Origin of the sequence: Streptosporangium sp. CA-135522, from assembly GCF_050949235.1 — a bacterium.
Lineage (GTDB): Bacteria > Actinomycetota > Actinomycetes > Streptosporangiales > Streptosporangiaceae > Streptosporangium.
In genome coordinates this window covers 10,163,776-10,188,370 of the sequence record NZ_CP192026.1, presented here as the reverse complement: position 1 = coordinate 10,188,370, position 24,595 = coordinate 10,163,776, and the positions used below count along the sequence as shown (strand labels likewise).

Below are 24,595 nucleotides of genomic sequence, written 5' to 3'. Positions count from 1 at the left end.
CCTTTCCACCGCCTGCCGGTACTGGGCGTGGCCGGGGCGGCCGTCCGGAACCGAGTCCTTGGTGATGTGGGCGAGGGTGATCTCGGTCAGCAGCGTCTCCTCGTGCTCGCGCAGCAGGCTCCACACGTCGGCCAGGGGACCGGCGACTCCCGGGTAGCCGCCGTGCTGGGTCCGCTCGGGATTGCCCTCAACCACCATGATCACGTCAGCCAGGGTGATCTCCTCGGCGGGACGGGCCAGCCAGTAGCCCCCCTCGGGGCCGCGCTGGCTGTGGATGAGCCCGGCCCGCCGTAACTGCAGCAGGATGTTGTCCAGGAACCTCCGGGGAATGTTCTGCGCCACCGCGATCTTCTCGGCGGGCACGGGGCCGGGCGGCGCCGCCGCCAGTTCGGTGGCGGCGCGCAGCGCGTACTGGGTTCTGGCGGAGATCCGCATGTCGTCAGTTGCGCACCTGCGCAAGACCCCAGCGGCGGCGCAGAGAGTTGTCGGCGGTCTCGAACAGCAGGTCCACCCCGATGCCGATGAAGAGAATGACGATCATGGTGGCCAGCAGGCCCGCCGAGTCGGCGAGCTCCCGGTCGAAGAACAGCCGTTCGCCCAGCGAGGACTGGTGGGCGATGATGACCACCAGCTCACCGGCCATCAGCGAGCGCCAGGCGAAGGCCCAGCCCTGCTTGAGCCCGGCGAGGAACGACGGCAGCGACGCCGGCAGGATCACGTGACGGTAGAGCTGCAGCCGCCGGAAGCCGAGCACGTGCCCGGCACGCAGCAGGATCGGCGGGGTGTAGTCCACCCCCGCGATCAGGCCGTTGGCGATGGACGGCGCGGCACCCAGGATGACCACGAAGGTGATCGCGCTCTCGGTCAGCCCGAACAGCAGGATGGCCAGCGGAAACCAGGCGATCGACGGCATGGTCTGCAGGCCGGTGATCAGCGAGCCGAAGGCCGCCCTGAGCACCCGGATCCGCGACACCACGGCGCCGAGGAGCAGACCGATCAGCACCGAGACGGCGAAGCCGGTGACCGCGCGGCGCATCGTCACGCCGATGGCCTCCCAGTAGTCGCCACTGGTCAGGCGGTCGGCGAGGACCGGGACGACGTCGGCGGGCCCGGCGAAGACGTAGTCCGGCCAGAAGCCGGCCCACACCACGCCCTGCCAGATCGCCAGCACCATGCCGATCGCCAGGGCCATCGGCCATACGCGGCCCCATACGCGGCCCCAGACGCGGGGGGCGATCCCGCCGTGTGTACCGCCGCCCAACTCCAGCGCGTCGAGCCCGGCGAGCTGCCGGGCGTGGGTGTCGGTGGTCGCCTGGTCAACGGCCATGGCGCATGACCTCCTCGCGCAGGCGCGCGGTTATGGTGCCGGCGATCTCGGCGACCTCCGCCGAGTCCGTACGGCGGGGCCGGTCGAGCGTGACCGCGAAGTCCTCGACGACCCGGCCGGGGCGGCTGCTGAGCAGCACCACCCGGTCGCCGAGCCGTACGGCCTCGCGGACGTTGTGGGTGACGAACAGCACGCTGAGCCCGCGCTCCCGCCAGATCCGCTCCAGCTCGTCGTGGAGCAGGTCACGGGTCATCGCGTCCAGCGCGCCGAACGGCTCGTCCATCAGCAGCACGTCCGCGTCCTGGGCGAGCGCGCGGGCCAGGGACACCCGCTGGCGCATGCCGCCGGACAGCTCGTGCGGGCGCTTGCCGCCGAAGCCGCCCAGGTGAACGATCTCCAGGAACTCCCCGGCCCTGGCCTGGCGTTCGCGCTTGGCCACGCCCTGGGCCCGCAGGGCCATCTCGACGTTGGCCGAGACGGTGAGCCAGGGGAACAGCGCGGGTTCCTGGAACATCATGGCGATCTTGCGGCCCTCGGTGTCGATCCGGCCGGCCGTGGGCCCGTCGAGCCCCGCGACCAGGGAGAGCAGCGTGCTCTTGCCGCACCCGGAGGCGCCGAGCAGACAGACGAACTCCCCCTTTCCGACGGAGAGCGAGACGTTGTCGAGGGCCAGGAGACCGTTCTTGCCCTGGCCGTAGATCTTGGAGACGCCGTCCAGCCGGACCGCGGGCTCGCCACCCTCGGTCCGGCTGTCCGTCCGCTCCCGGAGCGGAGCTGTCACTTGCCCTCCCAGTGGAGAAGGATCCGGCGGTTACTTGTCGGCGACCGCGGTCTCGCCCTTGGCCTTGAGGATCTCGTTGAGGGGGTTGAGGTCGTAGATGCCGTTCAGGTCGACCGGCTGCAGCAGGCCGATCTTGACCGCGTGGTCGGCGCTGCCGACCAGCGAAGAGGCGATCGGGTCGTTGGTGAAGGTGACGTTCTTGAACACGCTGTCCAGGACCTCTTGCTTGAGCGGCTTGCCGGTCAGCTTCTCCAGCGCGCTGTTGACGGTCTTGGCGGCGTCGGCCGGGTCGGCGTTGATCGCGGCGTTGGCCTCGACGTGTCCCTCAAGGAGATGCTTGACCGTCTCGGGGTGCTGGGCCGCGAACTCCTGGCGGACGATCAGGTGAGTGATCACGAACTGCTTGTTCGGCCAGAGGTCGCGCTCGTCGACGAGGATCTTGCCCTTGCTCTCCAGGACCAGGCGGCTGGCGAACGGCTCGGGCACCCAGGCGCCGTCGATGTCGCCGGTGGCGAAGGTCTGCAGGGTCTGGGAGTTCTCCTGGGGGACGATGTTGACGTCGCCGCCGCCCTTGGTGTCGGTCTTCAGGCCCTTCTCCTGGAGCCAGTAGCGCAGGGCCACGTCCTGGGTGTTGCCGAGCTGCGGCGTGGCGATCTTCTTGCCCCTGAGATCCTCGGCGCTGTTGATCTCGGGCTTGACGACCAGGTAGACGCCGCCGGAGGCGGAGCCGGCGATGATCTTGATGGCCTTGCCCTTGGACTTGGCCCAGGCGTTGATGGCCGGGTTGGGGCCGATGTAGGTGGCGTCGATCGCGCCCGAGAAGACCGCCTCGATCGCGGCCGGGCCGGCGTTGAAGGTGCTGGTCTTGAGCTTGGTGTCGCCGAGGTGCTTGGCGAAGAAGCCCTTCTCGACGCCGACCAGCGCCGTGGAGTGGGTGATGTTGGGGAAGTATCCGAGCCGGACTTCCGCGAGTTCGTCTCCGCCGGCGCTGGAGGCCGCAGTCCCCGTCGTCTCCGTGCCCCCGCAGGCGGACGCCAAGGTCGTGAGCGCCAGTGCGGCCAGTGCGGCCACCACCCCGCGAACCCTGCGAGCGTTCATGAGTACTCCCTAATTCCTACTTTGTAAGTCGGCTATAGGTATATAAGAACCCCTAATGGCTACCAGTCAAGTAGGAATCGTAGGGAACGGTCCATCGTTACCGCTCCGTGCCCTTCGAGGGAGGTGTTCGTGGTCTGACGATCGAGGGGAAGATTGCTAAACCGATTGTTAAACTGAGGTGTGATCGCAGAAGAGAACATGCCCGGCGTCGGAGAGGGCCCGGCGAAGGTGATCAGCGTGTCCCTGCCGGAAGGAACGGTGCGCGCGCTCCGTGAGATGGCGGGAAACCGGGGGGTGTCCGCTCTGGTCGCAGCCGCGGTGGAGGAGCACCTGCGCAACCGTGCGACGGCCTCGTATCTGGATGAGTACGAGCGCGAACATGGGGCGTTCGACGAGGATGAGAAGCGTCATGCCGCGAACATCTGGTCATCGGCCGAGGAGCGGGAGGCGGGATGGCGGGCCGCCGGGTAGAGGTCGGAGGCACCCTGGTGCTCGACTCCCAGGGGCTTTCGCTCTACATGGACCAGGACCGCGCGGTGATGAACATGGTGCGATCCGCCCTGGACCGTGGAGCCAACCGTGTGATCAGCGGAGCCACGCTCATCGAGGTGCAGCACGACGGCATCGAACGCTCGCGCCTGAACCGCGTGCTGTCGCAGCTCGTCATCGAGCCGTTCGGCGTCGAACATTTCAAGGAAGCGGCCCGACTGCTCATGGAGACCGGGCTGTACGGTCACAAGTACGCGATCGACGCCATGGTCGCGATCACGGCCCGCCGTCAGCCGGGGCCCGTCGTCATGCTCACCTCGGACCTCGACGACATGTCCGTCCTGTGCGGTGAACGCGTCACCCTGGTGGCTGTCTGAGAGCTCCTCGCGGTGGTCGCCGGTCCCAGGGCTCGCGCGTCGTACGGCGGGCGAGCCCTGCGGCGAGGGTCACTTGCAGGCGACGTCGAGGGTGACGGCCTCCTGGCCGGGGTTGCGGTGCGCGCCCTTGGCGGAACCGGCCGTGGCCGGAGAGGAGGCGGGCCTCGCCAGGATGGCGCTGACCTTGTGCTTGATCAGCCGGTAGTCGGGATCGGCGGTGTTGATCAGCGGAGGGACGAACTGGAAGCTCTTGATCTTCGACTGCTTCACCTTCTCGGACAGGTCGATCAGGTTGGGCAGCAGCCCCTGCGGGATGTCGGTGGAGACCGCGTGCATCGTGGCGTCGGCCAGCTTCTCGAAGCTCCTGAGCACCGTCACCGGATCGGCCTGCTTGGCGACGGCGTTCATCAGGCACTTCTGCCGGCCCATCCGGACGTAGTCATCGCTGTAGGTGCGGGCCCTGCCGAACCAGAGCGCCTCCTCACCCGACAACTTCCGGGTGCCCTCCCGGATCAGGCCCTCGTTCTGCCTGCCGTACACGATGGGGTCCTTGACGGTGAGCTTCACCCCGCCCATCGCGTCGATGATCTCGGCGAAGCCGCTCATGTCGACCATGGCGTAGTTGGTGATGTCGAGCCCGGTGATGTCGCTGATCGTCCGCTTGAGCAGGAACGGGCCCCGCTGACCCTTGGGGACGCCCGGGACCATGCTGGGGTAGTCCTCGGCGTACTGGAAGACCTCGTTGAGCAGACCCGGGGTGTAGGGCGGCTCGCCGCCGAAGCCGTAGGGGAAGTGCTCGCGGGGCGGGCCCGCCGGCATCGGGACGTGCTCCAGGTTTCTGGGCAGGCTGAAAAGCACGGTGTCGCCGGTCCTGGTGTCGACGCTGGCGACGGTCATGCTGTCGGTGCGCACGCCGGGCCTGCTGGGCGCCGCGTCGGCGCCGATCAGCAGAATGTTGAGCCGTTCGCGGCCCTTCCACGGATCCACCGGGATCGGGGCGGTGTTGGCGGCGAACACCGAGGTGACCACGTGCTGGGAGACGAAGGCCAGGCGGGCCGCGTAGGCCATCGGCGCGATCACCGCCGCACACAGCAGGCCGACCGCGAGGGCCGAGAAGTAGCGGGTGAGGCCGGTCGACGACTCCGGACGGACCAGCTGGTAGGACCGGATGATCACGGCGACGGTGGCGGCGGCGAACAGCAACGCCCCCAGCGCGAAGGTCCACAGCCAGCTCGGCTGCACGGCCAGGGAGAGCAGCGCCGACCTGGTCTTCAACAGGGTGACCACGATCGCCGTGACGAGGATCACGTAGGTCCCCATCAGGAAGGCGCCCGCCACGCGCCGGCCCACCCACAGGTGGGCCAGACCCCACAGAGCAGCCGAGCCCAACGTCAACGCCAGACTCGATCCGACGCTCAGATCACCCCGTTTACCTGCCATCTTTCTACGGTCTCCTGTCCATGGATTTCACGTGTCACAGGTTAGTAACGGTTTTCGGATGAATGGGCTATGTGGCGACGCGACGCGCTGAGAAGCCCGGGTCAAGCTTCGGTGAGCGAAGGCTGACGTTTCGGGCAATCGCTGATCTCCAAATCACGGTCAAAAAGAGCGTCGAGCGGGTTTCACCAGGTGGGGGCGGGGATTCCCAGGTAAGGCCGGGGAGGGATGCCGTGTGCGGGCAGTGATCAGCGCGATCTTGATCGTGCTCGGCTGCGTCCTCGCCCCACCCGCTCTCACCGGGTTCTGGGTGGCGGACGAGATCGCCGACGCCGATCACTACGTCGAGGCCATGGCCCCGCTGGCCGTCCACCCCGACGTCCAGGACGCCGTCGTGGAACGCGTCACCGCGGCGATCACCAGACCGCTGCGGAAACGGGTGCTCTCCCCCACCGAGGATCTCATCCACACGCTGGTGGAGGCGGTCGTTATCGGTGAAGAGTTTCCCGCGATCTGGGATCGCGTGAACCGGATGACCCACAGGCAGCTCATCGCGATCCTGTCCGGTGAGGACGGCCGCGCGTCCGAGGGGCGAGGCGACACCGTCAGCCTCGACCTGACCCCCGTGTACAACCTGGTCAAGAACTCACTGGAGGAGCTGGTCGAGCGGGAGCTGGGGGGATCCGTCCCCAATCTGCACCCCGCGCTCGACCTTTTCTCCTCGGCAGACCTGGTCAGGGCACAGACCCTGTACACCTGGCTGACCAGGCTGAAATGGGTGCTGCCGCCGTTGTCCCTGGCCGCGCTGGCGGCCGGGGTGGCACTGGCCCGCGACCGGGTGAGAGCGGTGCTGGGCGCCGGTCTCGGCCTGGCCGCCGGCATGCTCGTGCTGGCCGTCACCCTGACCGTGGTCCGCGACGTCTACCTGCCCGGCTACGTGGAGAACGCGATGTCGGTCGCCGCCGCGACCGCCATCTTCGACGCGCTGACCGGATTCCTGAGGGCCGGCCTGCGCGTCCTGTTCGCGGTCGGCCTGCTCGCGGCCGCGGCCGCCTTCCTCGTGGCCTGCCGGAGGCGGGCCGACGGCGATCACCAGTCGGCCGCGCCCGCGAACGACGTCGCCGCGGGCTGAAAACCCAGCAGGTCGCGGGCCGCGGTGATGTCGAGGGTCCGCTCCACCGCCAGGTGACCCACCGCGTAGCGGGTGAGCCGGGGCGGGCGCGACCGTCCGAGCAGCCGGAACGCGGCCTCGGCGGCACCCGCGAGGGGGTCGGCCAGCTTGAGCGGCAGGTAGTACGGCTCGGCGCCGATGCCGCGCTCCCGCAGGATCGCGCGCAGGGCGTCGTCGAGGACGACCGGCTCGGCGTCGGTCACGTTGAACACGCCGTGCTCGACGGGGCCGCAGGCGGCCAGCAGGCAGGCCTGGACCAGATTGGCCACCGAGGTCAGGCTGATCCGCTGGCGCCCGTCGCCCACCGCCAGGAGCCTGCCGCCCCGGACCGCTCCCAGGACTCGGGGAAGCAGGGTCGTGTCCCCCCTGCCGTACACGGCGTGCGGCCGCAGGACGACGGCCCTGTGCAGGGCCCCCTCCGCGGCGGCCTTCGCGGCGCCGTAGGCGTTGGCGTACCGGCGCACCGGGGCCATGTCCTCGGTGGCCATCACGGTCGGCCGGAACGGGTCGTAGACGCTGGCCGTGCTCACGTGCACGAACCTGGCCCCCGGGAAAGCCGCGGCCGCGTTGCGGGTGCCGTCCACGTTGGCCGCCCAGATGTCCCGCGGCGGCCCCCAGTCCGTGACACTTCCCGCGCAGTGGATCACGGCGTCGACCTCCGGCAGGTCCGGCCTGGCCCCCAGGAGATCCCACGAGGTGTACGGCGCGCCGCCCACATGCGCGCGGTCCACCGACGGCCGCCTGCCGAAGGCGAAGACCTGCCATCCCCTCCGCACGGCCGCACGGCAGACCGCGCCGCCCACGAACCCCGAGGCCCCGCTCACCCCGACCCTCACCGGGCCTGCCCCCGCCCGCGGCCGGCGCGGTGCTCAGTCACGATGGGCGACCAGGTCACGAAGGGCGGCGCGGTCGAGCTTGTCGGCGCGGCCGGAGCGGGGGAAGGCGTCGAGCGGCTCGATCCGGTCGGGAAGGGCGGCGGCGTCCACGATCGCCGGAAGAGCCTTCCTGACCAGGCTCTCGTCGTAGCCGTCGGCGGGGATGACGGCCAGCACGACCTCCTCGTCCCCGGTCTCGGGGTCGGCGAGTCCGACGATCGCGGCCTCGGCCACGCCGGGCAGCGCGGCCACGGACGACTCGTAGAGGCCGGGGTAGATGTTCACCCCGTCGCGAAGGATCATGTCCTTCTTCCGGCCGAGCAGGACGAGCCGCCCGTCCTCGACGCGGACCAGGTCGCCGGTGGCGATCTCCTCCAGCGGGTCCTCGCCGAGATAGCGCTGGGCGAGATGCGGGCCGGAGACGAACAGCTCGCCGTCGTCGGCGATCCGGACGCCGACCCCCGGCAGCGGCGCCCCGAGGAGATCCCCTTCTGCCTGCGCCAGCTTCTCCCGCGCGGAGGCGATCGCGATCGGCAGTGCCTCGGTCATCGCGTAGACGGACAACACCTCCGGCCCGGCCTCGAGTGCCCTGCGCAGGACGGCCGGGGGAGCCGGAGCCGCGCCGAGCAGCAGGTAGCGCAGGGTCGCGGGAAGCGTGGGCGTCCGGCGCAGCAACCTGTCCAGATGCACCGGGACGGCGAAGGTGTGAGTGGCGCCCCTGGCGGCCAGCTCCGCGGCGAGATCCCCGCCGCCGGGCAGCGACCAGGTGGCCCCGGCCAGGAGCGCGGGTAGCCCCAGCATCAGCTGGTCGGTGTGCACGACGTCACCGGGACCCAGCGGGAAGGCGCTGCGGAAAAGCGCCAGCCCCGCGGCCAGGGACCCCCGGGTGTGCACCACGCCTCGCGGGCGCGCGGTGGTCCCCGAGGTGAAGATCACCGCCGCCGGCTGATCCGCGGTGGCGGCGAAGGCGTCCGGGGCGGGCAGTCGGGGCGTTCGGAGAATCCGGGCCAGACGCAGGGCTCCCCGGGGCACTCCGGGCAGCCAGGGGCCCGTGTAGAGGTGGCGGACGGACCGGCCGGGAAGCGGGTCGCGGAGGTTGGGCAGCAGCAGGCCGCGGCGGCGGGCCAGTGCCTTGAGCGGGCCGCTCAGCGTGTAGAGCAGGGACTCGGCGACCACCCACTTCGGGCGGGTGGCGGCCATGCGGGCGGCGAGCACCTCGGGGGCGAGCCCCGGGTCGGCGAGCACGAGCGTCCCGCCCGCCGCCACCGCCCCCAGCGCGAGCGCCACCGCGTCCACTCCCGGCCGCACCGCGAAGAGCACCCCGTCCCCCGGCTGCCCGGCCAGCTCGTCGCGGACCGCGTTCACCCGGCGGGCCAGCTCGCCGTAGGCGACCTCGCGGCCGCGGCCGTCGACGATGGCGGTCCGCGCCGGCTCCCGTCCGGCGGCGGCCATGATCCCGGTGATGACGTCGTCGTTCATGCGGCGGTGATCCACAGGTGCTCGTAGGTGGGGATGAGGACTCCTCGGGCCGCGCGCCGCCGTACGACGCGCACGTGGTGGGAGAGCAGGACCGAGGCCACGGCGCGGATCTCGGCCAGGGCCAGCGGGTAGCCGATGCAGAAGTGCGGGCCGGCGCCGAACCAGAGGCGGCGCAACTCGGGCGGATGCCCGCGCGAGGGATCGAACGGGCCGTAGGCGCGGGCGCAGTTGTGGGTCACGATCAGCACCCTGTCGCCGGGCCGCACCGGCACCCGGCCGATCCGCGCGGCCGAGCCCACCGAGCGCAGCATCACCGGCGTCGGAGTGGTGATCCGCATGGCCTCCTCGATCACCCGGTCCAGGTCGTCCACCGGCGTCCGATGGTCGTGCAGGAGGGCGATCAGCCGGGGCACGAACGTGGCGACCGTCTCGGTGCCGGTCAGGAAGAACGCCCCGGCCGCGCCCCTGGCCTCGGCCGCCGACAGCCCCTGCGCCCGCATCCGGCCCATGACGGTGGACTCGTCCCCGGACTCGTAGGCGGCCTGAGCGACGTCCCCGATCCCGTCCAGCACCTGCCGGGCGATCGCCACCTGCCGCCCCCGCAGCCGCCGGGACCGCAGCGAGACCATCGACACGATCCGCTCCCCGTCCGCGAACAGCTCGCGAGCCCGGGCCTCGGAGACCTCACCCAGCCCGATCACCCGGCAGATCACCGCTCCGGCCATCACCCGCATGGTGTCGACCAGGTCGATCGTCTCGCCACGCCCCAGCCGTGCGGACAGCTCCGCCAGCGGCTCGCGCAGCACGTCGGCGACCAGCGTCGAGACGTAGGCGGGGGTGAACAGCGGCATCAGCTTCCGGCGCAACGCCAGATGCCCGGGGCCCTCCATGTTGAGCAGCACCGAGGGGCCGAGCACCGGCGTCCACAGGTCGCCGGGCGATCCGGGACCGTCCTTGCGGAACCGCTCGTCGGTCAGCACGGCGCGCGCGGTGGCGGCGTCGTTGACCACGACCCCCAGACCGGGCACGCGGACCACCGGCCCGAGGCGGGCCAGCAGCCGCATGAGCGGGTAGACGAAGGGGTGCGCGGCCAGGTAGAGCCGGGCCTCGTGGTTCACCGGATATCGATCACTTCGGGGCGGTAGCGGTGGTCGGCGTACCAGGCCAGGGTTCCCGCCAGGCCGTAGGCCCGCAGGCGCCTGACCGAGCCGAAGACGACCACGTCGCGGCGTGAGCCGTAGGAGGCGGTGAGTTTGCGGACCCGGTTGACCAGGGCGCGGTCCTCGTGGACCTCCTCGATCGCGGTTCTCGGGAAGCCGCCCGCCCGCTCGTAGAGGGCGGCGGTGATGGCCAGGGTCGCGCCGGGCATCATCACGTACGGCCCGAGATACTCCGGCGAGCGGTTGCCGGGCCGGAAGCGGCCGAACGCCGCGGCCACGTCCACCACGAACGGGATGAACCGCCGCTCCCAGAACTTCAGCGGGAACTCGTCGGTGCGGGGCACGAGCCGGCCGCCCACCATCTCCAGCCCGTCGCCGAACGCGCGCCGGATGTTGCGCGCCCAGTCGGGACGGGGCAGGCAGTCGGCGTCGGTCCTGGCCAGATGGGTGGCGCCGTGCGCGATGGCATGGCGCATCCCGGTGTCGGAGGCGGCACCGGTGCCCTTGCGGGTCTCGGTGATCACCTCGACGCCGTGCCGCCGGACGATCTCGGCGGTGTCGTCGGTGCTCGCGTTGTCCACCACGACCAGCGTGAAGTCACGGTCGTCCTGCTCGGCCAGCGCCCGGAGCGTCGCCTCGATGCCCGCGGCCTCGTTGTAGGCCGGAACGATCACCCAGAGGTCCATCACATCTCCGCCAATATCACGCCGGTGCTGATCCCGCCGCCCAGACCGAGCAGCGCGACCCGGTCGCCCGGCTCCCACGTGCCCAGCGTGAGCTGGAGCGGCAGCGTGGTCGAGGCGCAGTTGCCGTGCTCGGTCAGGCTGACCACGAGCTTGTCGTCGGGGATGCCCAGCGCCGTCGCGAGGAAGCGCAGATACGGCAGCGCCACCTGGTGCACCGCCACCACGGCGAAGTCGTCCCAGCTCAGGCCGGTGCGCTTGAGCGCGTTGAGGAAGATGTCCGGGCCGACCAGCTCGAAGGCCTCCTTCAGCCGCCGCCCGTCGCCCTGGAAGTAGGAGTATTCGGGATCACGCGGATGCGCCGAACCGCCTCCCGGCAGGGTGCCGATCGCCCACGCGGTGGAGTCGGCCGAGAAGTCCCGGTAGAAAATGCCACGTTCCAAGTCGGCGGTGACCAGCACCGCGGCCCCGGTGTCGGACAGCGTGTATCCGGCGAAGGAGTCCACGAACTGCGCCCGGTCCCGCACCCGCCACCGGATCGCCCGTGAGGGAATCTCACCCGAGCAGACCAGCACCCTGCGGTGCGCGCCGGACAGGATCAGCGCCTCGGCGACCTGGATCCCGTTGAGCATGCTGTTACAGGCGTTCTTGACGTCGAACACGGGGCAGGACAGGCCCAGCTTGGCCGCGACGATGTGGGCGGTGGCCGGTTCGACCATGTCCTGCGAGGCGGAGGCGAAGATCAGTAGATCGACACCGGTGTGGTCGAGCCTGCGGGCGGCCTCCGCCGCCAGGTCGGACGCCTGCTGGTCGTCGTGGGCGACGTGTCGTGACCGGATTCCCGTCAGCCGCTCGACGACTCCCTGGTAGGGCACGTATCCCTCGATCCGCTGCTCCACCTCCGCGCTGGTCAGCGTCCGGTCCGGCAGATACGTCGCGACGCCCGTGATCCGGGCCTTCATCGCTCCCCCTAGGTCAGGTCAACTCTCCCCATGCCCGCGCAATGTATCGAAAAGACTGGCAATTGTCCTGGTCATGTCGGCGGGATGGGGCCGATGCGCATCAGGGCGTCGATGTGGTCGCGCAGCTCGGCGGGCTGGGAATGATCAAGGGGTCCGGCAGGCGCCTGTGGCGCCGGGTCGGATCGCTGCCGGGCACTGAGGCCGGGCCGGTTCCCGTGGCGGGGTGACCCCGCAGCGGTGCGGGCCGTTCTCCGGCGATCCCGCGGTGGCGTGGGCCGTTCTGCGGGACTGGATCGCCGCCATGGCTTGACCTGCGGGTCCTGGCGGGGTTGGCATGAGCCGATCTCCGATGGGTAGCCGGTGCCGCCATGAGCGACGTTCAGACGGGGACGGTGACCACGAAGGTCCCCGCACGGTTGGACCGGCTGCCATGGTCACGATGGCACTGGATGATCATCATCGGCCTGGGAACCGTCTGGATCCTCGACGGCCTCGAAGTAACGATCATCGGCAACCTCTCGGCCCAGCTGGCCAAGGACGGCAGCGGCCTGGACATCACCCAGGCCCAGGTGGCCGGTACGGCGGCGGCCCTCTACGTGGCCGGCGCGTGCCTCGGGGCGTTGTTCTTCGGCTGGCTCACCGACCGGTTCGGCCGCAAGAAGCTGTTCATCATCACGATGGTCGTCTACCTGATCGCCACCGCGGCGACCGCGCTGTCGTTCTCCGCGTGGTGGTTCTTCCTGTTCCGGTTCCTGACCGGGTTCGGCATCGGCGGGGAGTACGCCGCGATCAACTCGGCCATCGACGAGCTGATCCCGAGCCGGCACCGCGGCCGGATCGACATCGTCATCAACGGCAGCTACTGGCTCGGCGCCGCCGGTGGCGCGTTGCTGACCGTCCCGCTGCTGAACAACTTCGCGGTGAACGTGGGCTGGCGCATCGCGTTCGGCCTGGGCGTGGTCCTCGGCCTGGGCATCCTGATCGTCCGGCGGCACGTGCCGGAGAGTCCCCGCTGGCTGTTCATCCACGGCCGGGACCAGGAGGCGGAGAAACTGGTCGACGACATCGAGAAGGAGATCGAGCGCGACGGGGACGTCCGGCTGGAGGAGCCGTCACAGGCGATGACCATCCACCAGCGCAGGTCGATCGGGTTCGGCCGGATCGCGCACACCATGGTCGCCCGCTATCCCAAGCGCACGATCCTCGGCTTCTCGCTCTTCATCGGACAGGCGTTCCTCTACAACGCCATCACCTTCGGTTACGCCCAGATCCTGTCGACCTTCTTCAAGATCGACACCAGTGCGGGCTACTTCTTCGCCGTGATCGCGGTGGGCAACTTCCTCGGCCCGCTGCTGCTCGGGCGGCTGTTCGACACCGTCGGCCGGGTGCCCATGATCTCCGGCACCTACATCGGGTCCGGAGTGCTGCTGCTCGGTACGGCCTGGCTGTTCGACCAGGGGGCGCTGACCGCGGTCACGCTGACCGCCTGCTGGTGCGTCGTGCTCTTCTTCGCCTCGGCCGGGGCGAGCGCGGCCTACCTGACCGTCAGCGAGATCTTCCCGATGGAGACCCGGGCCATGGCCATCGCGTTCTTCTACGCGATCGGCACCTTCGTGGGAGGCATCGCCGGTCCGCTGGTCTTCTCCGGCCTGGTCGAGAGCGGCAAGCCGGGCGACACCGCGCTGGCCTTCTCCATCGGCGCCGTTCTCATGATCGCGGCCGGTCTGGTGGAGGTGTTCCTCGGGGTCAAGGCCGAAGGCAGGAGCCTGGAGGACATCGCCGAGCCGCTGAGCGCCACGTCGTCCTGACCGGTGGTCCGCGACGGCCGATCCCCACCGCGGCGGATCGGGACGGGATGTGACACCGTCCTGACCGGTCTCCGCCGCCGCGGTGGGGCGACGCGTGAAAACGGCCTTCGGGACGGGTAGCTTGATACGATAGTCATTATCACTTGAGCACCTGTTCAGGAGTTTGCCCCATGAATGTCCTCACCGGCCTGGACGCGTGCACCACCATGGAGCCGGACGAGGACAGGGTCGCGGCGACACGGGACCGGCTCGTCACCCCCGAGGAGGCCACCCAGCTCGCCGAGCTGTTTCGGCTGCTGGGCGATCCGACCCGGGCCCAACTGCTGTACGCGCTGCTCGAAGCCGGAGAGCTCTGCGTCTGTGATCTCACCGAGACGGTGGAGGTCAGCGACACCGCCGTGTCGCACGCGCTCCGGCTGCTGCGCACCGCGGGCATCGTGGCCAGCCGCCGAGCCGGGCGGATGATCTACTACCGTCTCGCCGACGTGCACGTGCGGATGCTTCTCGACCTCAGCCGCGAGCACCTGCGCCACGGCTGACCCTCCCACCGGGTCCGGGATCGGCCGGATGCGGTCCGGACGTCGCCGGACCGCATCCGGCCGGACCGGTTCAGGCCTCCACCAGGTCCAGCCTGGGCTCCACGCGCTCTGGCTCGACCTCCGCCGGGTCCGGCCCGGCCTTCATCGGGCGGAACGTACGGCGGTAGGCCATCGGCGAGACGCCGATGGCCGCCTGCAGGTGCTGCCGGAGCGAGGCGGCGGTGCCGAACCCGGCCCGCACGGCGACGGCGTCCACCGGCAGGTCGCTCGCCTCCAGCAGCCGCCGGGCCAGCTCCAGCCGCTGCACGGTGAGCCACTGCCCCGGGCTGACCCCCATCTCGTCACGGAAGCGCCGGGTGAAGGTGCGCCGGCTCATCCTGGCGTGGGCGGCCAACTCGGTGAGCGGAAGCGGCAGGTGAAGGCGCTCCAGCGCCCAGGCCCTGGTCGCGGTGGTGGTGGCCGCGGACTGTTCGGGGACCGGGCGCTCGATGAACTGGGCCTGGCCGCCGTCACGCCATGGTGGGACGACGCACCGCCGTGCCGTCCGGTTGGCCACCTCGCTGCCGTGGTCGCGGCGGACGACGTGCAGGCACAGATCGACTCCGGCGGCCACGCCGGCCGAGGTGAGGACATCCCCGTCGTCCACGAACAACACGTTCGGATCGACGTCGACCTGGGGGAACAGCTTCTGGAAGCGTTCGGCGTGGCTCCAGTGGGTGGTCGCCGGGCGGCCGTCGAGCAGCCCGGCCGCCGCCAGCACGTAGGCGGCGGTGCAGATCGAGATCAGGCGGGCGCCCGGCCTGATGAGGGCGAGCGCCCGTGCCAGCGGCTCGGGAAGCCGGCCCTCCTCGGCGATCGGGCCGAGCGCGTGGGTGGCCGGGATCACCACGGTGTCCGCGGTGGCCAGCGCCTCGGCTCCGTGCTCCACCGTGATGCGGAAATCGGCGTCGGTGCGGACGGAGCCGCCGTCGACGGTGCAGGTGATCACCTCGTAGAGCGGTTCGCGGTCCGGTCCCCTGGCGATGCCGAAGATCCGGGCCGGGATGCCCAGCTCGAAGGGGATGACACCCTCCAGGGCCAACACGACGATTCTGTGCATGTCCCGATCCTTGCACACAGCGAATTCGGGCCACTTTCACCAGGGGTTAATGTCGGGATTGATTCTTTACGATGTCTCTCAAGGCTTTCCTGTCCTGCCGGGGTATTCATCGCCATGTGATCAAATATCTGGCGGGAACGGTAGTTGTGATGGCGGGTCTGCTGGGGCTCCCTGCTCCGGCGTCGGCCGAGGAGCACGCCGTACATCCCGATGACTACGCGAAGGCCGATGAGCGCGTCGTACATCCCGGTGACTACGCGAAGGCCGTGGAGCGGCTGCAGCAACGGCTACAGGAGCTGCGCTTCTCTCCGGGCCTGGTGAACGGCTACTACGGCGTGGAGACCCAGTCCGCGGTCTGGGCCTTCCAGGAGTCGCAGGGGCTGACGGTCAAGGACGAGGTCGGGCCGGAGACCTGGCAGGCGCTTGAGCACCCGCGCCGGTTGCCGCCGCTGGTGTCCGCGGGACAGCCCCGGCGAGTCGAGATCGACCTGCACCGCGAGCTCCTCACCGTCTACCGTCACAACCGCCCGAGGCTCATCTCGCATGTCTCCACGGGCAGCGGGCCCTACTTCTGCCAGTACGGCTACAGCTCCAACGCGCTCACCCCGACGGGCAACTTCCGCATCGTCGAACGTGATCCGCACCAGGCGGCGAACCCGTTGGAGACGATGTACGAAACGCTCTCCTTCAGCAGGAGCCGCCGTGTCGGCGACTTCAGGAGAGGCGTCACGAGCGGTCTGACCACCGGTCTCAAAGGCGCAGGAACGGGCGTGGTCATGAGTCTGTCGATCAAGGACCCGGTCCTCCCCGTCCGTCCGGTCCCACCGGCCGCGTCGGTCTCCGACGCCGCTCCGGCCGGATCCGTCCCGGCTCCACCGGCCTCCTCGGCGATGCCGGTCCGGGTGGCCTCCGGATGCGCCCGGGTCCCGGAGCACATCGCCGAGCAGCTCTTCCACATGGTCACCGTGGGCGAACGGGTGTACGTCCGCCGCATGTCCTAGATCGGGACGGTGGTGGACAGCGGCAGCCGGAGGACCAGCCGGGCGCCACGGCCGTTGGCGTTGTCGGCGGCGTACAGCTTTCCCCGGTGCGCGTGCGCGATGTCCCTGGCGATGGGCAGGCCCAGTCCCGTCCCCCCGGCGTCACGGCTGCGTGCGGAGTCCAGGCGGGTGAACCTCTGGAAGATCCGCTCGCGCTGGTCCGCCGGGATGCCGAGCCCGTCGTCGGTGATCTCCAGCACGGCCTCGTCGCCCTCGGTGTCGACGGAGACCTCGACCTCGCTCGCCGCGTGCCGGTCGGCGTTGGCGAGCAGGTTGGTCAGCAGCCGGGCCAGCTGGAGCCTGTTGCCCCGCACGGTCACCTCCGGCTTGAGGCGCATGACCACCTCGTGCCGTGCCGACCGCCGGCACACCTCGCCGGTGACCAGCCCGGCGAGGTCGATCGTCTCGGGCAGGTCCTGCGCCCCGGCGTCGAGCCGGGCGAGCATGAGCAGGTCGTCCACGATGGCCTGGAGCCGCTCGGCGTCGGTCAGCACCGACCGCATCGTCTGCGACGGGTCCTCGGCCTCGGGATCGTGGAGCGCCAGCTCGATCTTGGTGCGCAGCCCGGTCAGCGGGGTGCGCAACTCGTGGGAGGCGTCGGAGGCGAGGCGGCGCTGGTTCTCCGTGGTCTGCTCCAGCCGGTCGAGGGTGGCGTTGACGGCCCGGGTGAGCTCCGCCATCTCGTCATCCCGCTCGGGCACGGTCATCCGGCGGCTGAGATCGGCGGTGCCGGTGATCTCCGCCATCTCGGCGCGGATCCGCCGTACCGGCGCCAGGGTCCGCCCGACCACCTGCCAGGTGCCCCAGCCGACCAGTGTCAGGATGAGCAGGGAGAAGGCGCCCAGAGCGATCTCCAGGGCGTGGCCGGCGAGCATCGGGGGCTCGGGCGCCGCCGCGTAGATCATGACGTCTCCGTAGGGGGACCTGCGGTTCTGGAAGCCCACGACGACGAAGCACCTGCGCCCTTGGCCGGCGATCGTCGTGCAGGAGGTCCCGTCCACCCGGCTGTCGTCAGGGGCGGGCCACATGTCGCTGATCGGGGGATGCCCCTTCAGCGCCGGGCTGGACAGCACGATCCGGCCGTCGCGGGTGATGACCTGCAGGCGGTCGACCCCGTTCGTCGGCAGGGCGTCGACCGGGGACCCCTTGCTGACGACCTCGTACGTCTGCCGGGCCGCCTTGGCCACGGTCTCGATGATCTCGTTCTGAACCTTGGTCCGCACACCCAGCGACATCGTCAGCACGCCGATTCCCAGCACCACGGCGGTAAGCACGAGCGCTGCGAGCGTCGCCCGGCCCTGGATCGAGCGCAGGCTTCGGGCTGAAGCCACTTTTCCCCCCGAAAATCCCTTTCGCATATTTATAAGCGGAGGGTATTCATCGGGGAGCAAAGGCGGTCTATGCTCTTATGTCCGTTTAGTTGGAAAGGGTAATCGTGCCGAGTTCGCCGCGGGAGGCGACGCCGAGCTTCGGATAGGCCTTGTAGAGGTGGTAACCGACCGTACGCGGGCTGAGGAAGAGCTGGGCCGCGATGTCGCGATTGGACAGGCCCCGCGCGGCCAGCCGTACGATCTGCAGCTCCTGTGGCGTCAGCCGGGCGAGCAGACCGGGCGCGGGCGCGGCGGGCGCGGCGGATCCGGTGGCGCCCAACTCGGCGCGCGCACGGCCGGCCCACGGCGTGGCCGTCAGGCGCTCGAAGGTCTCCAGCGCGGCGCGCAGGTGGCCGCGCGCGTCGGACTTGCGGCGAGTACGGCGCAGCCACTCGCCGTAGAGCAGCTCGGTCCTGGCCCGCTCGAAGGGCCGCCCGTCGAGCGCCAGCGCCGCGGTGAAGTGGTCTTCGGAGTCTTCGAGCAGCGCCCGGCAGCGCAGCACCAGGGCCTCGGCCCACGGCTGTCCCGTACGGCCGGCCCACTCCCGATAGCGGGCGAAGGCCTCGGCCGCGCGCTCCGGAGCGCCGAGCCGTACGGCCGCCTCCACCAGGTCGGGCACGCAGCGCGTCTCGGACACGTGGTGCCCGCCGGCCATGGGCCCAAGCCGGGAGAGCGCGGCCTCCACCCGGCCGTGGCCGAGGTCGAGCACGCCCAGCGCCCAGGTCGCCCACTGCGTCCCGGCCACACCGTCGGCCAGGGCCTCGTCCGCGAACGCGTGGCAGCGCTCGTCGTCGCCCTCGATCGCGGCGAGATAGGCCAGGAAGCTGTTCGTCTGGCTGGCCCACTGCCGCTGCCCGGTGTCGCGCGCGATGCGCAGCCCCTCGGTGGCGGTGGTCAGCGCGTCGCGGTGCCGTCCGTGGAAGAGCTCGGCCTCGGCGAGGAAGAACAGCAGCGTCGGCAGCACCGCGATGTTGCCCAGGGTCCGCGCCTCGGCGACCAGCGACGCGGCGCTCTCGCCGACCTCCTCGTCCTGCCCGTTCGCCAGCCCGACCCCGCAGGCCTGCACCAGGTCGCGCGGGCTGTCCGCTCCGGCTTTCCGCGCACGGGCGACCATCTCCGTCAGCGACGGCGGAGTGCCGCGCCGGGACAGGGTCGCGATCAGGAACTCGACGACCGGCGCGACCGGGTCGTCGGCGGGAAGATCGAGGGTGCCGAGCGTCACCACGGTGCGGTCGAGCTCGGGCACGCCGATGTACCAGGCGGTGTGCAGGGCCTGCATCAACATCCGCGCCGCCCGGGGGCCGTCCACCGTCGTGGCGCCGTCGAGCAGTGCCTCGTGCGCGCTGCGCAGCGACCCGCGCAGGAAGTCGGCGGTCGCCCGGACATGCGTGAGCCGGGCCCGGAGCGCCGGAATCCCGGCCTCCTCGACGCCCTCCCCGGTCAGCGTGGTCAGCCGCTGGGCACCCTGGTCGGCGAATGCTCCGGCCCGCTCCAGCTCGCCGGCTCCGGCCGCCGTCTCCGCGGCCAGCGTGAGCCGCCTTGCCTGGCTCTCGGGCCGCGCGCTGAGCCGGGCCGCCCGCTCGTAGGTGGTGGCCGCGGCGGCGTAACCGTTGCGCCCGCTCGCTCGCGCCGCGGTCCGCTCCAACTCGGCGGCCACCTCCTCGTCCGGACCGGTCGCGGCCATGGCCAGGTGCCAGGCGCGCCGGTCGGCGTCGTCGGGGCCGTCGAGCGCGGCGGCCAGCGCCCTGTGCACCGCCAGGCGCAGGCTGGGCGGGATCCCCTGGTAGACGGCGGCCCGCACCAGGGGGTGCCGGAAGGTCACGATCCCCTCGTCGACCCTGATCAGGCCGGCGCTCTCGGCCGGATGAAGATCTTCGAGGAAGTCTCCGAACCCGGCCGCCGCCCGCAGGACGACGGCCAGGTCACCGGTGTCCTCGGCCGCGGCCACCGCCAGCAGCCCCTGCGTCGCCTCGGGCAGCTGCCTGACCTGGCCGAGGAAGGCGTCCTGGACCCGGCGGGTGAGCGGCAGCGCCGTACCGTCGGCGGGGGCCGCGGCGGGCAGTTCGATCAGCGCGAGCGGGTTGCCCTGCGCCTCGGCCAGCACGCGATAGCGGACGACGGGGTCGACTCCGGCGCCCAGCAGCGCGGCGGCGGCCGAGGCGTCGAGCCCTTTCACCGGAAGCTCCGCCATTCCCGGCGCGGTGAAGGGCTCCCTCGCGGCGAGGATCAAGGCGACCCCCTCGGCGTCCAGCCGTCGAGCGGCGAACAGCAGCGCGTCGGTCGAGGCCCGGTCGAGCCACTGCGCGTCGTCCACCAGCATCAGCAGCGGGCCGTCCTCGGCCAGCTCCGACAGCAGGGAGAGCACGGCCAGGCCGACCAGCAACCGGTCTCCGGCCTCCGCGGAGGCCAGGCCGAACGCGGCCCGCAGCGCCCGCTCCTGCTGCTCGGGCAGCGCCTCCACCCGGTCGAAGACGGGCCGCAGCAGCAGGTTCAGCCCGGCGAACGGCAGTTCGGCCTCCGACTCGACCCCGGTGCCGCGGATGATCCGCATGTCCCCGGCCGAGCCGGCCGCGTATTCCAGCAACGCGGTCTTGCCGATCCCCGGCTCGCCCCGGACGAGCAGGGAGCCGCTTCGTCCCGCACGGGAGTCCGCCAGCAGCCGGTCGATGACGGCCTGCTCGGCGGCCCTTCCGTACAACATGCTCCGAACCCTACTTAAAGCGGCAATCAGGCGCTTGCGCAGGAGTCATGGGTGGCGTCGAAGCCCTTGAGGTTGTCGGGGTCGTCCGGCCGAAGGGGCTTGAGCCCCTTCCAGTCGTCGCCGATGGTCAGGACGAGCCGCGCCGTGGTCGCCCGGGGGACGGGCCTGGCGGTGGAGGAGAGCAGATCGCGGGTGAGGGTCGGCGCCCCCGGTGCGCCGTTCGGCGAGTAGGCGATGGTGGTCTTCGGGTACGGCTTGCGCGGCGCGTCGCCGATCTTGGCGATGTGGTAGCCCCGCTCCTCCAGGATGGCGGCCACCTGGGTGGCCAGACCGGAACGGCCGGTTCCGTTGCGCACCTCGACCTGGATCTTCGACCGGGCCACCTTGGCCTGACCGCCCTTGACGCCGGAGCCGTCGACGGCCTTGTCCCGGGCGACGATCTGGAACAGCTTCTTGCTCTGCGGCTCGACCCACTCCACCCGGCCGGGATAGGTGACCGAGTACCGCCAGGGAGTGGTGATGAAGTGGATCTGTCCCGCCGCCAGGCCCTGGGCACTGCTGGCCAGATCCTTCATGACGAGGGGGGTGAGAGCGGGGTCGGTGGTGACCGATTTGGTGGCCGCGTCGAGGAAGCCGAAGAGTCTCGTGGGATCGGTGAGCGTCTCGCCGCTCATCACCTTCTTGACCATGGAGGCGATGAACATCTGCTGCCGCTGGATGCGCCCGATGTCGGAGCCGTCCCCCAGGCTGTAGCGGGCCCGGACGTAGCCCAGGGCCTGCTCTCCCTTGAGCGTCTGCCGGCCCGCGGGGAGGGTGAGCAGGGCCTTCTTGTCGTGGATCGGTTCGGGCACGCAGACCTCGACCCCGCCGACCGCGTCGACCATGCCCTTGAATCCGGTGAAGTCCACCTTCACGAAATGGTCGATGCGGATCCCGGTCAGGGCCTCGACGGTCTTCCAGGTGCAGGTGATCCCACCGGAGTTGAACGACTCGTTGATCATGCCCAGGTGCGCCCGCTGGCCGGGCAGCCCCTGTTTGGCCCGGCACTCGGGGAGCGCGACCATCGAGTCCCGGGGGAAGCTGACGACCATCGCGTTGTCCCGCTTCGGCGAGATGTGCGCAAGCATGATGGTGTCGGTCCGCTCGCCGGGGAACTTGCCGTATTTGGCGTTCTTGCCGCTGCGCTGGTCCGATCCGACGACCAGGACGTTCAGCGCCTTGGTCGCGACCTTGACCGGACGGGTGCCCAGGTCCTCCGCCTGGACGTCGATGTGCTTGACGTTCCCGGTCAGCTTGAGATACGCCCCGCCCACCGTGGCGGCCACCGCGACCACGACGGCGGTGACGACGGCCACCAGCCACCACAGCCACCTGCGCCGGCGCCGGGGCGGCCCCTGGTTCGCGGGCCTTGTGGGTGCGTCGATCAACCCGCTGCTCACATGACTCCTGAGGGGATGGGCCAGGGCGTGCACCCATGGCTGAGGAGCCGGATTCCGGCCGTCGCCGAGTGTACTAATCCTCCATAAGGGGTAGATAAGAACCCGCGATTATGATGTGGATGAAGATCACCCCAAAGTGGGACGTCACGGTGGAGACTCCTGCCGCGGGACCGGGTGAAAGCCCGATTTCCGGGCTCCTGTTACGATCCGCCGATGATTATCCGCGACGGTGAACTCGATGACGTCCCGGCGGTTCTGGGCATGTTCGACAGCGCGGTGGCGTGGCTGACCGCGCGGGGCCGTACCGGCCAGTGGGGCAGCGAGCCGTTCTCCGCCAAACCGGCTCGCGTCGAACGGGTCACCTCCTGGGCCGGTTCCGGGGGGATGCGCATCGCCGAGATCGACGACGAGCCCGCCGGATGCATGGTGGTCGGGCCCGCGATGGACTACGTCACCCCGGCCTCCGAGCCCGAGCTGTACGTCCAGGGGCTGGTGATCGACCAGCGCTTCCACGGCCACGGCGTCGGCTCCGCCCTGCTGGCCCGAGCCCGCGCCGAGGCGGCCGAGCAGGGGATCTCTCTGGTCAGGGTGGACTGCTATGCCGGAGACGACGGCAGGCTGGTGAAGTACTACGAAAGCCAGGGCTTCACCAGGACCGAGACGTTCAAGGTCGGCGAGTGGCCCGGCCAGATCCTGGAGGCACGGCTGCCCGGTTGACCTCGAGCCTGCTTGAGGTTGCACGGTGGTCGTCACGGGTCGTCGATTCGACCGGTTCGCCAGTGCCCAACCGACCCGTCAGGGAGGCCGTCGTGCTCGACGTCGCAGTCATCATCGCAAGCATCCGGGAGGGTGGGACCGGGACGATGGTGGGGCGGTGGTTCCTGGAGCGGATCGAGCGGCGGGCCGACATGAACGTGGACGTGATCGACCTGGGCCGGACCCCGCTCCCTCCGTTGCAACCCGCCCGCTGCGGTGACACCGCGGACGCGGCCCGCGGGCTCGCCGCCCGGATCGGCGCCGCCGACGGCTTCGTCGTGGTCACCCCCGAGTACAACCACGCCTACCCCGCCGCGTTGAAGCTGGCCATCGACTCGGTCCGTCACGAGTGGGCGGCCAAACCGGTCGGATTCGTCTCGTACGGCGGGCGCTCCGGAGGCCTGCGCGCGGTGGAACAGCTCCGCCTGGTCTTCGCCGAGCTGCACGTGGTCTCCCTGCGCGACACCGTGAGCTTCCATCTGGAGCGGGACCGGTTCGACGCGGCGGAACCGGACGGGGCGGACAGCAGGGGCGGCACGGGCGGCGCCGACGATGCGGCCAAGGTCATGCTCGACCACCTTGCGTGGTGGGCGACCACCCTGCGGGAGGGGCGGGCGACCCGGCCCTACATTCGCTGAGCGCTGTGGGCGGGGTCACCTCCCCGCTCAGCCTGACCCCGGTGATCAGCAAGGGGCCGGCGTCGGTGCGGTCGATCGGCGAGGTCCTGCAGGCTCCCGACCTGGAGCACAACGCGGCTCTCCGGCGGGCAGAAGCAGCGCCTGGCCATCGCCCGGGCCCTGATCCGCGACCCGCGCGTGCTGATCCTCGACGGGGCGACCTCCGCCCTGGACAACCGGTCGGAGGCGCTCATCCAGGACGCGCCGGCCCGCCTGGTCGCCGGGCGCACGGTCTTCGTCGTCGCCCACCGGCTGTCGACCATCCGCGGCGCCGGCCGCATCGTGGTCATGCGCGATGGCGGCATCGAGGAAGTGGGCACCCACGACGAGCCGATCCGGCTGCGCGGTGTCTACGCCGACCTGCGGAGCGCCTGAAGGGTCTCTCGTGACTCGGTGGGCGGACTGGCGTCGGACCTGGTGTGCAGGTGCCATCGGCGGAGTGTGGATGCGTGCCCACGGGCCCGGTAAGGTAGCGATCTTCGGCTGGCGTGAGCTCCCGGAGTCCTTGAAGGCGAACGCCCATGACGAGCCTCGACCAGAGATCCGCACGACTTCGTCTCGACGCCGCGCTGAACCGCATGGCCGTCACCTTCCGCGGCATGACCGCCCGTCCCGACGAGCGCAACTGCGAGTGCCACTGGGGCAGCGCGGAAGACCTCGCCCAGTTGAAGGTGCCGGATGTGGAGTTGGACCCCGACCTTCTGCGTCGCACCTGGGAGGCCGTCGATTGGGATGACCACGCATCCGTGCTGCGCCGCATTCTGCCCCAGTTCTCCACGGCCCTCGTCTGCGGCCTCGTCGAGGCTCTCTTCGGCATGGACGAGGTCGGACATTCATTCGCTCGGGGCCGGTGGCGGCAGTGGCCTGCCGAGCAGGCCGCAGCGGTGCGGGAATTCCTGTACGCCTGGTGGACCCACACTCTCACCGATCCGGATCCCGCCGTGCCCGCGCACGAGGTCCTCGCCCTGTGTGCCGAAGCCTCCGCCACGCTCAGCCCATGGCTGCACGTCTGGGAAGCGCAGAAGCACACCGTGGCCGACCAGCATCTGGTCGAAGCGGCGGCGCGCTGGGAGTACGACCTGCTGGGCGACCAGCTTCCTTGGGAAACCTGGAACCGGGAGGACCAGGAGGAGACGTGTACCGAGTTGACGGCCTGGCTGATCCGCCACGTCCCTACCCGGCTCCACGCCCAGAACGCCCCCGAAGAGCTGCTCCACCGGATACGGCTGCTCGGCCTCGTCGGCCCCGCCCGCTGGGAGGACCCGCACTGGCCCGGTCACCGCTACTGAGCCACCGCTGATTTCTGCACTCAGCCTTCTCGAAGGTG

22 protein-coding genes and 2 pseudogenes are annotated in these 24,595 nt (G+C 70.5%); 10 read left to right on the top strand and 14 right to left on the bottom strand.

Annotation, left to right across the window (positions count from 1 at the left end; genetic code table 11):
• Positions 1–45: 45 nt before the first annotated feature.
• The 4 genes and pseudogenes from ACQPYK_RS47765 to ACQPYK_RS47750 form a co-directional block, all read right to left on the bottom strand.
• Positions 46–435: pseudogene (locus tag ACQPYK_RS47765) on the bottom strand (RrF2 family transcriptional regulator); the annotation flags it as partial.
• 4 nt (positions 436–439) lie between these two features.
• Positions 440–1,327, bottom strand: coding sequence for an ABC transporter permease (locus tag ACQPYK_RS47760; RefSeq protein WP_433247854.1), 888 nt, complete (start codon positions 1,325–1,327; stop codon positions 440–442).
• Complete coding sequence (locus ACQPYK_RS47755; RefSeq protein ID WP_433247851.1) at positions 1,317–2,108, bottom strand: ABC transporter ATP-binding protein; 792 nt, start codon at positions 2,106–2,108, stop codon at positions 1,317–1,319. The genes ACQPYK_RS47760 and ACQPYK_RS47755 overlap by 11 nt, the downstream gene beginning before the upstream one ends.
• A gap of 30 nt (positions 2,109–2,138) precedes the next feature.
• Positions 2,139–3,206 carry an ABC transporter substrate-binding protein gene (locus ACQPYK_RS47750; protein WP_433247848.1) on the bottom strand — a complete coding sequence of 356 codons (1,068 nt, stop codon included), beginning with the start codon at positions 3,204–3,206 and terminating at the stop codon, positions 2,139–2,141.
• Positions 3,207–3,404: 198 nt separating this feature from the next.
• Between ACQPYK_RS47750 and ACQPYK_RS47745 the strand changes: the two genes are divergently transcribed.
• A complete protein-coding gene (locus ACQPYK_RS47745) occupies positions 3,405–3,677 on the top strand; it encodes a hypothetical protein (RefSeq protein WP_433247845.1) in 273 nt (90 codons plus the stop codon).
• On the top strand, positions 3,659–4,072 hold the full coding sequence (locus ACQPYK_RS47740; RefSeq protein WP_433247842.1) for a PIN domain-containing protein: 414 nt from the start codon (positions 3,659–3,661) through the stop codon (positions 4,070–4,072). The genes ACQPYK_RS47745 and ACQPYK_RS47740 overlap by 19 nt, the downstream gene beginning before the upstream one ends.
• Positions 4,073–4,141: 69 nt before the next feature.
• Here the strand turns inward: ACQPYK_RS47740 and ACQPYK_RS47735 are convergent, their stop codons facing one another.
• Positions 4,142–5,512 (bottom strand): LCP family protein, encoded by a 1,371-nt coding sequence (locus ACQPYK_RS47735; protein WP_433247839.1) that lies wholly within the window; start codon positions 5,510–5,512, stop codon positions 4,142–4,144.
• Between the two features lie 232 nt (positions 5,513–5,744).
• Between ACQPYK_RS47735 and ACQPYK_RS47730 the strand changes: the two genes are divergently transcribed.
• Entirely contained in the window at positions 5,745–6,641 is an 897-nt protein-coding gene (locus ACQPYK_RS47730) for a hypothetical protein (protein ID WP_433247836.1), read from the top strand.
• Here ACQPYK_RS47730 and ACQPYK_RS47725 read toward each other — a convergent pair.
• The 5 genes from ACQPYK_RS47725 to ACQPYK_RS47705 are packed head-to-tail and all read right to left on the bottom strand — an operon-like array spanning position 6,599 to position 11,839.
• A complete protein-coding gene (locus tag ACQPYK_RS47725) occupies positions 6,599–7,504 on the bottom strand; it encodes an NAD-dependent epimerase/dehydratase family protein (RefSeq protein WP_433247833.1) in 906 nt (301 codons plus the stop codon). The two genes, ACQPYK_RS47730 and ACQPYK_RS47725, sit on opposite strands and share 43 nt — an antisense overlap.
• 45 nt (positions 7,505–7,549) lie before the next feature.
• Entirely contained in the window at positions 7,550–9,034 is a 1,485-nt protein-coding gene (locus tag ACQPYK_RS47720; protein WP_433247830.1) for an AMP-binding protein, read from the bottom strand.
• Entirely contained in the window at positions 9,031–10,152 is a 1,122-nt protein-coding gene (locus ACQPYK_RS47715; protein WP_433247827.1) for a cytochrome P450, read from the bottom strand. The genes ACQPYK_RS47720 and ACQPYK_RS47715 overlap by 4 nt, the downstream gene beginning before the upstream one ends.
• Positions 10,149–10,880 (bottom strand): glycosyltransferase, encoded by a 732-nt coding sequence (locus ACQPYK_RS47710; RefSeq protein WP_433247824.1) that lies wholly within the window; start codon positions 10,878–10,880, stop codon positions 10,149–10,151. Before ACQPYK_RS47710 ends, ACQPYK_RS47715 begins: the two co-directional genes overlap by 4 nt.
• Complete coding sequence (locus ACQPYK_RS47705) at positions 10,880–11,839, bottom strand: 3-oxoacyl-ACP synthase III family protein (RefSeq protein ID WP_433247821.1); 960 nt, start codon at positions 11,837–11,839, stop codon at positions 10,880–10,882. Before ACQPYK_RS47705 ends, ACQPYK_RS47710 begins: the two co-directional genes overlap by 1 nt.
• 368 nt (positions 11,840–12,207) lie before the next feature.
• Here ACQPYK_RS47705 and ACQPYK_RS47700 point away from each other — a divergent pair, with 368 nt between their 5' ends.
• Both ACQPYK_RS47700 and ACQPYK_RS47695 read left to right on the top strand, forming a co-directional pair.
• Positions 12,208–13,647 (top strand): MFS transporter, encoded by a 1,440-nt coding sequence (locus ACQPYK_RS47700; protein ID WP_433247818.1) that lies wholly within the window; start codon positions 12,208–12,210, stop codon positions 13,645–13,647.
• Between the two features lie 170 nt (positions 13,648–13,817).
• Positions 13,818–14,186, top strand: coding sequence for an ArsR/SmtB family transcription factor (locus tag ACQPYK_RS47695; RefSeq protein WP_433247815.1), 369 nt, complete (start codon positions 13,818–13,820; stop codon positions 14,184–14,186).
• A 70-nt stretch (positions 14,187–14,256) separates the two neighbouring features.
• Here ACQPYK_RS47695 and ACQPYK_RS47690 read toward each other — a convergent pair whose 3' ends face one another.
• Complete coding sequence (locus ACQPYK_RS47690; protein ID WP_433247812.1) at positions 14,257–15,285, bottom strand: GlxA family transcriptional regulator; 1,029 nt, start codon at positions 15,283–15,285, stop codon at positions 14,257–14,259.
• Between the two features lie 149 nt (positions 15,286–15,434).
• On the opposite strand from ACQPYK_RS47690, the gene ACQPYK_RS47685 reads away from it, so the two are divergent.
• Positions 15,435–16,286, top strand: a complete 852-nt coding sequence (locus ACQPYK_RS47685; protein ID WP_433247809.1) for a L,D-transpeptidase family protein — start codon at positions 15,435–15,437, stop codon at positions 16,284–16,286.
• On the opposite strand, the gene ACQPYK_RS47680 is transcribed toward ACQPYK_RS47685, so the two are convergent.
• From ACQPYK_RS47680 to ACQPYK_RS47670, 3 genes are all read right to left on the bottom strand, one after another.
• Positions 16,283–17,656, bottom strand: coding sequence for a sensor histidine kinase (locus ACQPYK_RS47680; RefSeq protein WP_433247806.1), 1,374 nt, complete (start codon positions 17,654–17,656; stop codon positions 16,283–16,285). The genes ACQPYK_RS47685 and ACQPYK_RS47680 overlap by 4 nt on opposite strands.
• 85 nt (positions 17,657–17,741) lie before the next feature.
• On the bottom strand, positions 17,742–20,396 hold the full coding sequence (locus tag ACQPYK_RS47675; RefSeq protein ID WP_433247803.1) for a helix-turn-helix transcriptional regulator: 2,655 nt from the start codon (positions 20,394–20,396) through the stop codon (positions 17,742–17,744).
• A 26-nt stretch (positions 20,397–20,422) separates the two neighbouring features.
• Positions 20,423–21,835, bottom strand: a complete 1,413-nt coding sequence (locus tag ACQPYK_RS47670) for an LCP family protein (protein WP_433247800.1) — start codon at positions 21,833–21,835, stop codon at positions 20,423–20,425.
• 213 nt (positions 21,836–22,048) lie between these two features.
• Here ACQPYK_RS47670 and ACQPYK_RS47665 point away from each other — a divergent pair, with 213 nt between their 5' ends.
• The 4 genes and pseudogenes from ACQPYK_RS47665 (at position 22,049) to ACQPYK_RS47650 (ending at position 24,557) form a co-directional block, all read left to right on the top strand.
• The gene (locus tag ACQPYK_RS47665) at positions 22,049–22,552 is read left to right on the top strand and encodes an N-acetyltransferase family protein (protein WP_433247797.1); all 504 of its coding nucleotides are present in this window, start codon (positions 22,049–22,051) and stop codon (positions 22,550–22,552) included.
• 92 nt (positions 22,553–22,644) lie between these two features.
• Positions 22,645–23,229, top strand: coding sequence for an NADPH-dependent FMN reductase (locus ACQPYK_RS47660; protein WP_433247794.1), 585 nt, complete (start codon positions 22,645–22,647; stop codon positions 23,227–23,229).
• A gap of 117 nt (positions 23,230–23,346) precedes the next feature.
• A pseudogene (locus tag ACQPYK_RS47655) lies at positions 23,347–23,643 on the top strand (ATP-binding cassette domain-containing protein); the annotation flags it as partial.
• A 146-nt stretch (positions 23,644–23,789) separates the two neighbouring features.
• The gene (locus ACQPYK_RS47650; RefSeq protein WP_433247791.1) at positions 23,790–24,557 is read left to right on the top strand and encodes a hypothetical protein; all 768 of its coding nucleotides are present in this window, start codon (positions 23,790–23,792) and stop codon (positions 24,555–24,557) included.
• Positions 24,558–24,595: the final 38 nt, after the last annotated feature.

What these genes read in the sequence shown, in the direction of transcription:
- ACQPYK_RS47690 (WP_433247812.1), bottom strand. Translation starts at nt 15,285, where the DNA reads ATGCACAGAATCGTCGTGTTGGCCCTGGAGGGTGTCATCCCCTTCGAG.
- ACQPYK_RS47745 (WP_433247845.1), top strand. Translation starts at nt 3,405, where the DNA reads ATGCCCGGCGTCGGAGAGGGCCCGGCGAAGGTGATCAGCGTGTCCCTG.
- ACQPYK_RS47720 (WP_433247830.1), bottom strand. Translation starts at nt 9,034, where the DNA reads ATGAACGACGACGTCATCACCGGGATCATGGCCGCCGCCGGACGGGAG.
- ACQPYK_RS47760 (WP_433247854.1), bottom strand. Translation starts at nt 1,327, where the DNA reads ATGGCCGTTGACCAGGCGACCACCGACACCCACGCCCGGCAGCTCGCC.
- ACQPYK_RS47750 (WP_433247848.1), bottom strand. Translation starts at nt 3,206, where the DNA reads ATGAACGCTCGCAGGGTTCGCGGGGTGGTGGCCGCACTGGCCGCACTG.
- ACQPYK_RS47650 (WP_433247791.1), top strand. Translation starts at nt 23,790, where the DNA reads ATGACGAGCCTCGACCAGAGATCCGCACGACTTCGTCTCGACGCCGCG.
- ACQPYK_RS47675 (WP_433247803.1), bottom strand. Translation starts at nt 20,396, where the DNA reads ATGTTGTACGGAAGGGCCGCCGAGCAGGCCGTCATCGACCGGCTGCTG.
- ACQPYK_RS47665 (WP_433247797.1), top strand. Translation starts at nt 22,049, where the DNA reads ATGATTATCCGCGACGGTGAACTCGATGACGTCCCGGCGGTTCTGGGC.
- ACQPYK_RS47695 (WP_433247815.1), top strand. Translation starts at nt 13,818, where the DNA reads ATGAATGTCCTCACCGGCCTGGACGCGTGCACCACCATGGAGCCGGAC.
- ACQPYK_RS47735 (WP_433247839.1), bottom strand. Translation starts at nt 5,512, where the DNA reads ATGGCAGGTAAACGGGGTGATCTGAGCGTCGGATCGAGTCTGGCGTTG.
- ACQPYK_RS47740 (WP_433247842.1), top strand. Translation starts at nt 3,659, where the DNA reads ATGGCGGGCCGCCGGGTAGAGGTCGGAGGCACCCTGGTGCTCGACTCC.
- ACQPYK_RS47700 (WP_433247818.1), top strand. Translation starts at nt 12,208, where the DNA reads ATGAGCGACGTTCAGACGGGGACGGTGACCACGAAGGTCCCCGCACGG.
- ACQPYK_RS47685 (WP_433247809.1), top strand. Translation starts at nt 15,435, where the DNA reads ATGGCGGGTCTGCTGGGGCTCCCTGCTCCGGCGTCGGCCGAGGAGCAC.
- ACQPYK_RS47710 (WP_433247824.1), bottom strand. Translation starts at nt 10,880, where the DNA reads ATGGACCTCTGGGTGATCGTTCCGGCCTACAACGAGGCCGCGGGCATC.
- ACQPYK_RS47705 (WP_433247821.1), bottom strand. Translation starts at nt 11,839, where the DNA reads ATGAAGGCCCGGATCACGGGCGTCGCGACGTATCTGCCGGACCGGACG.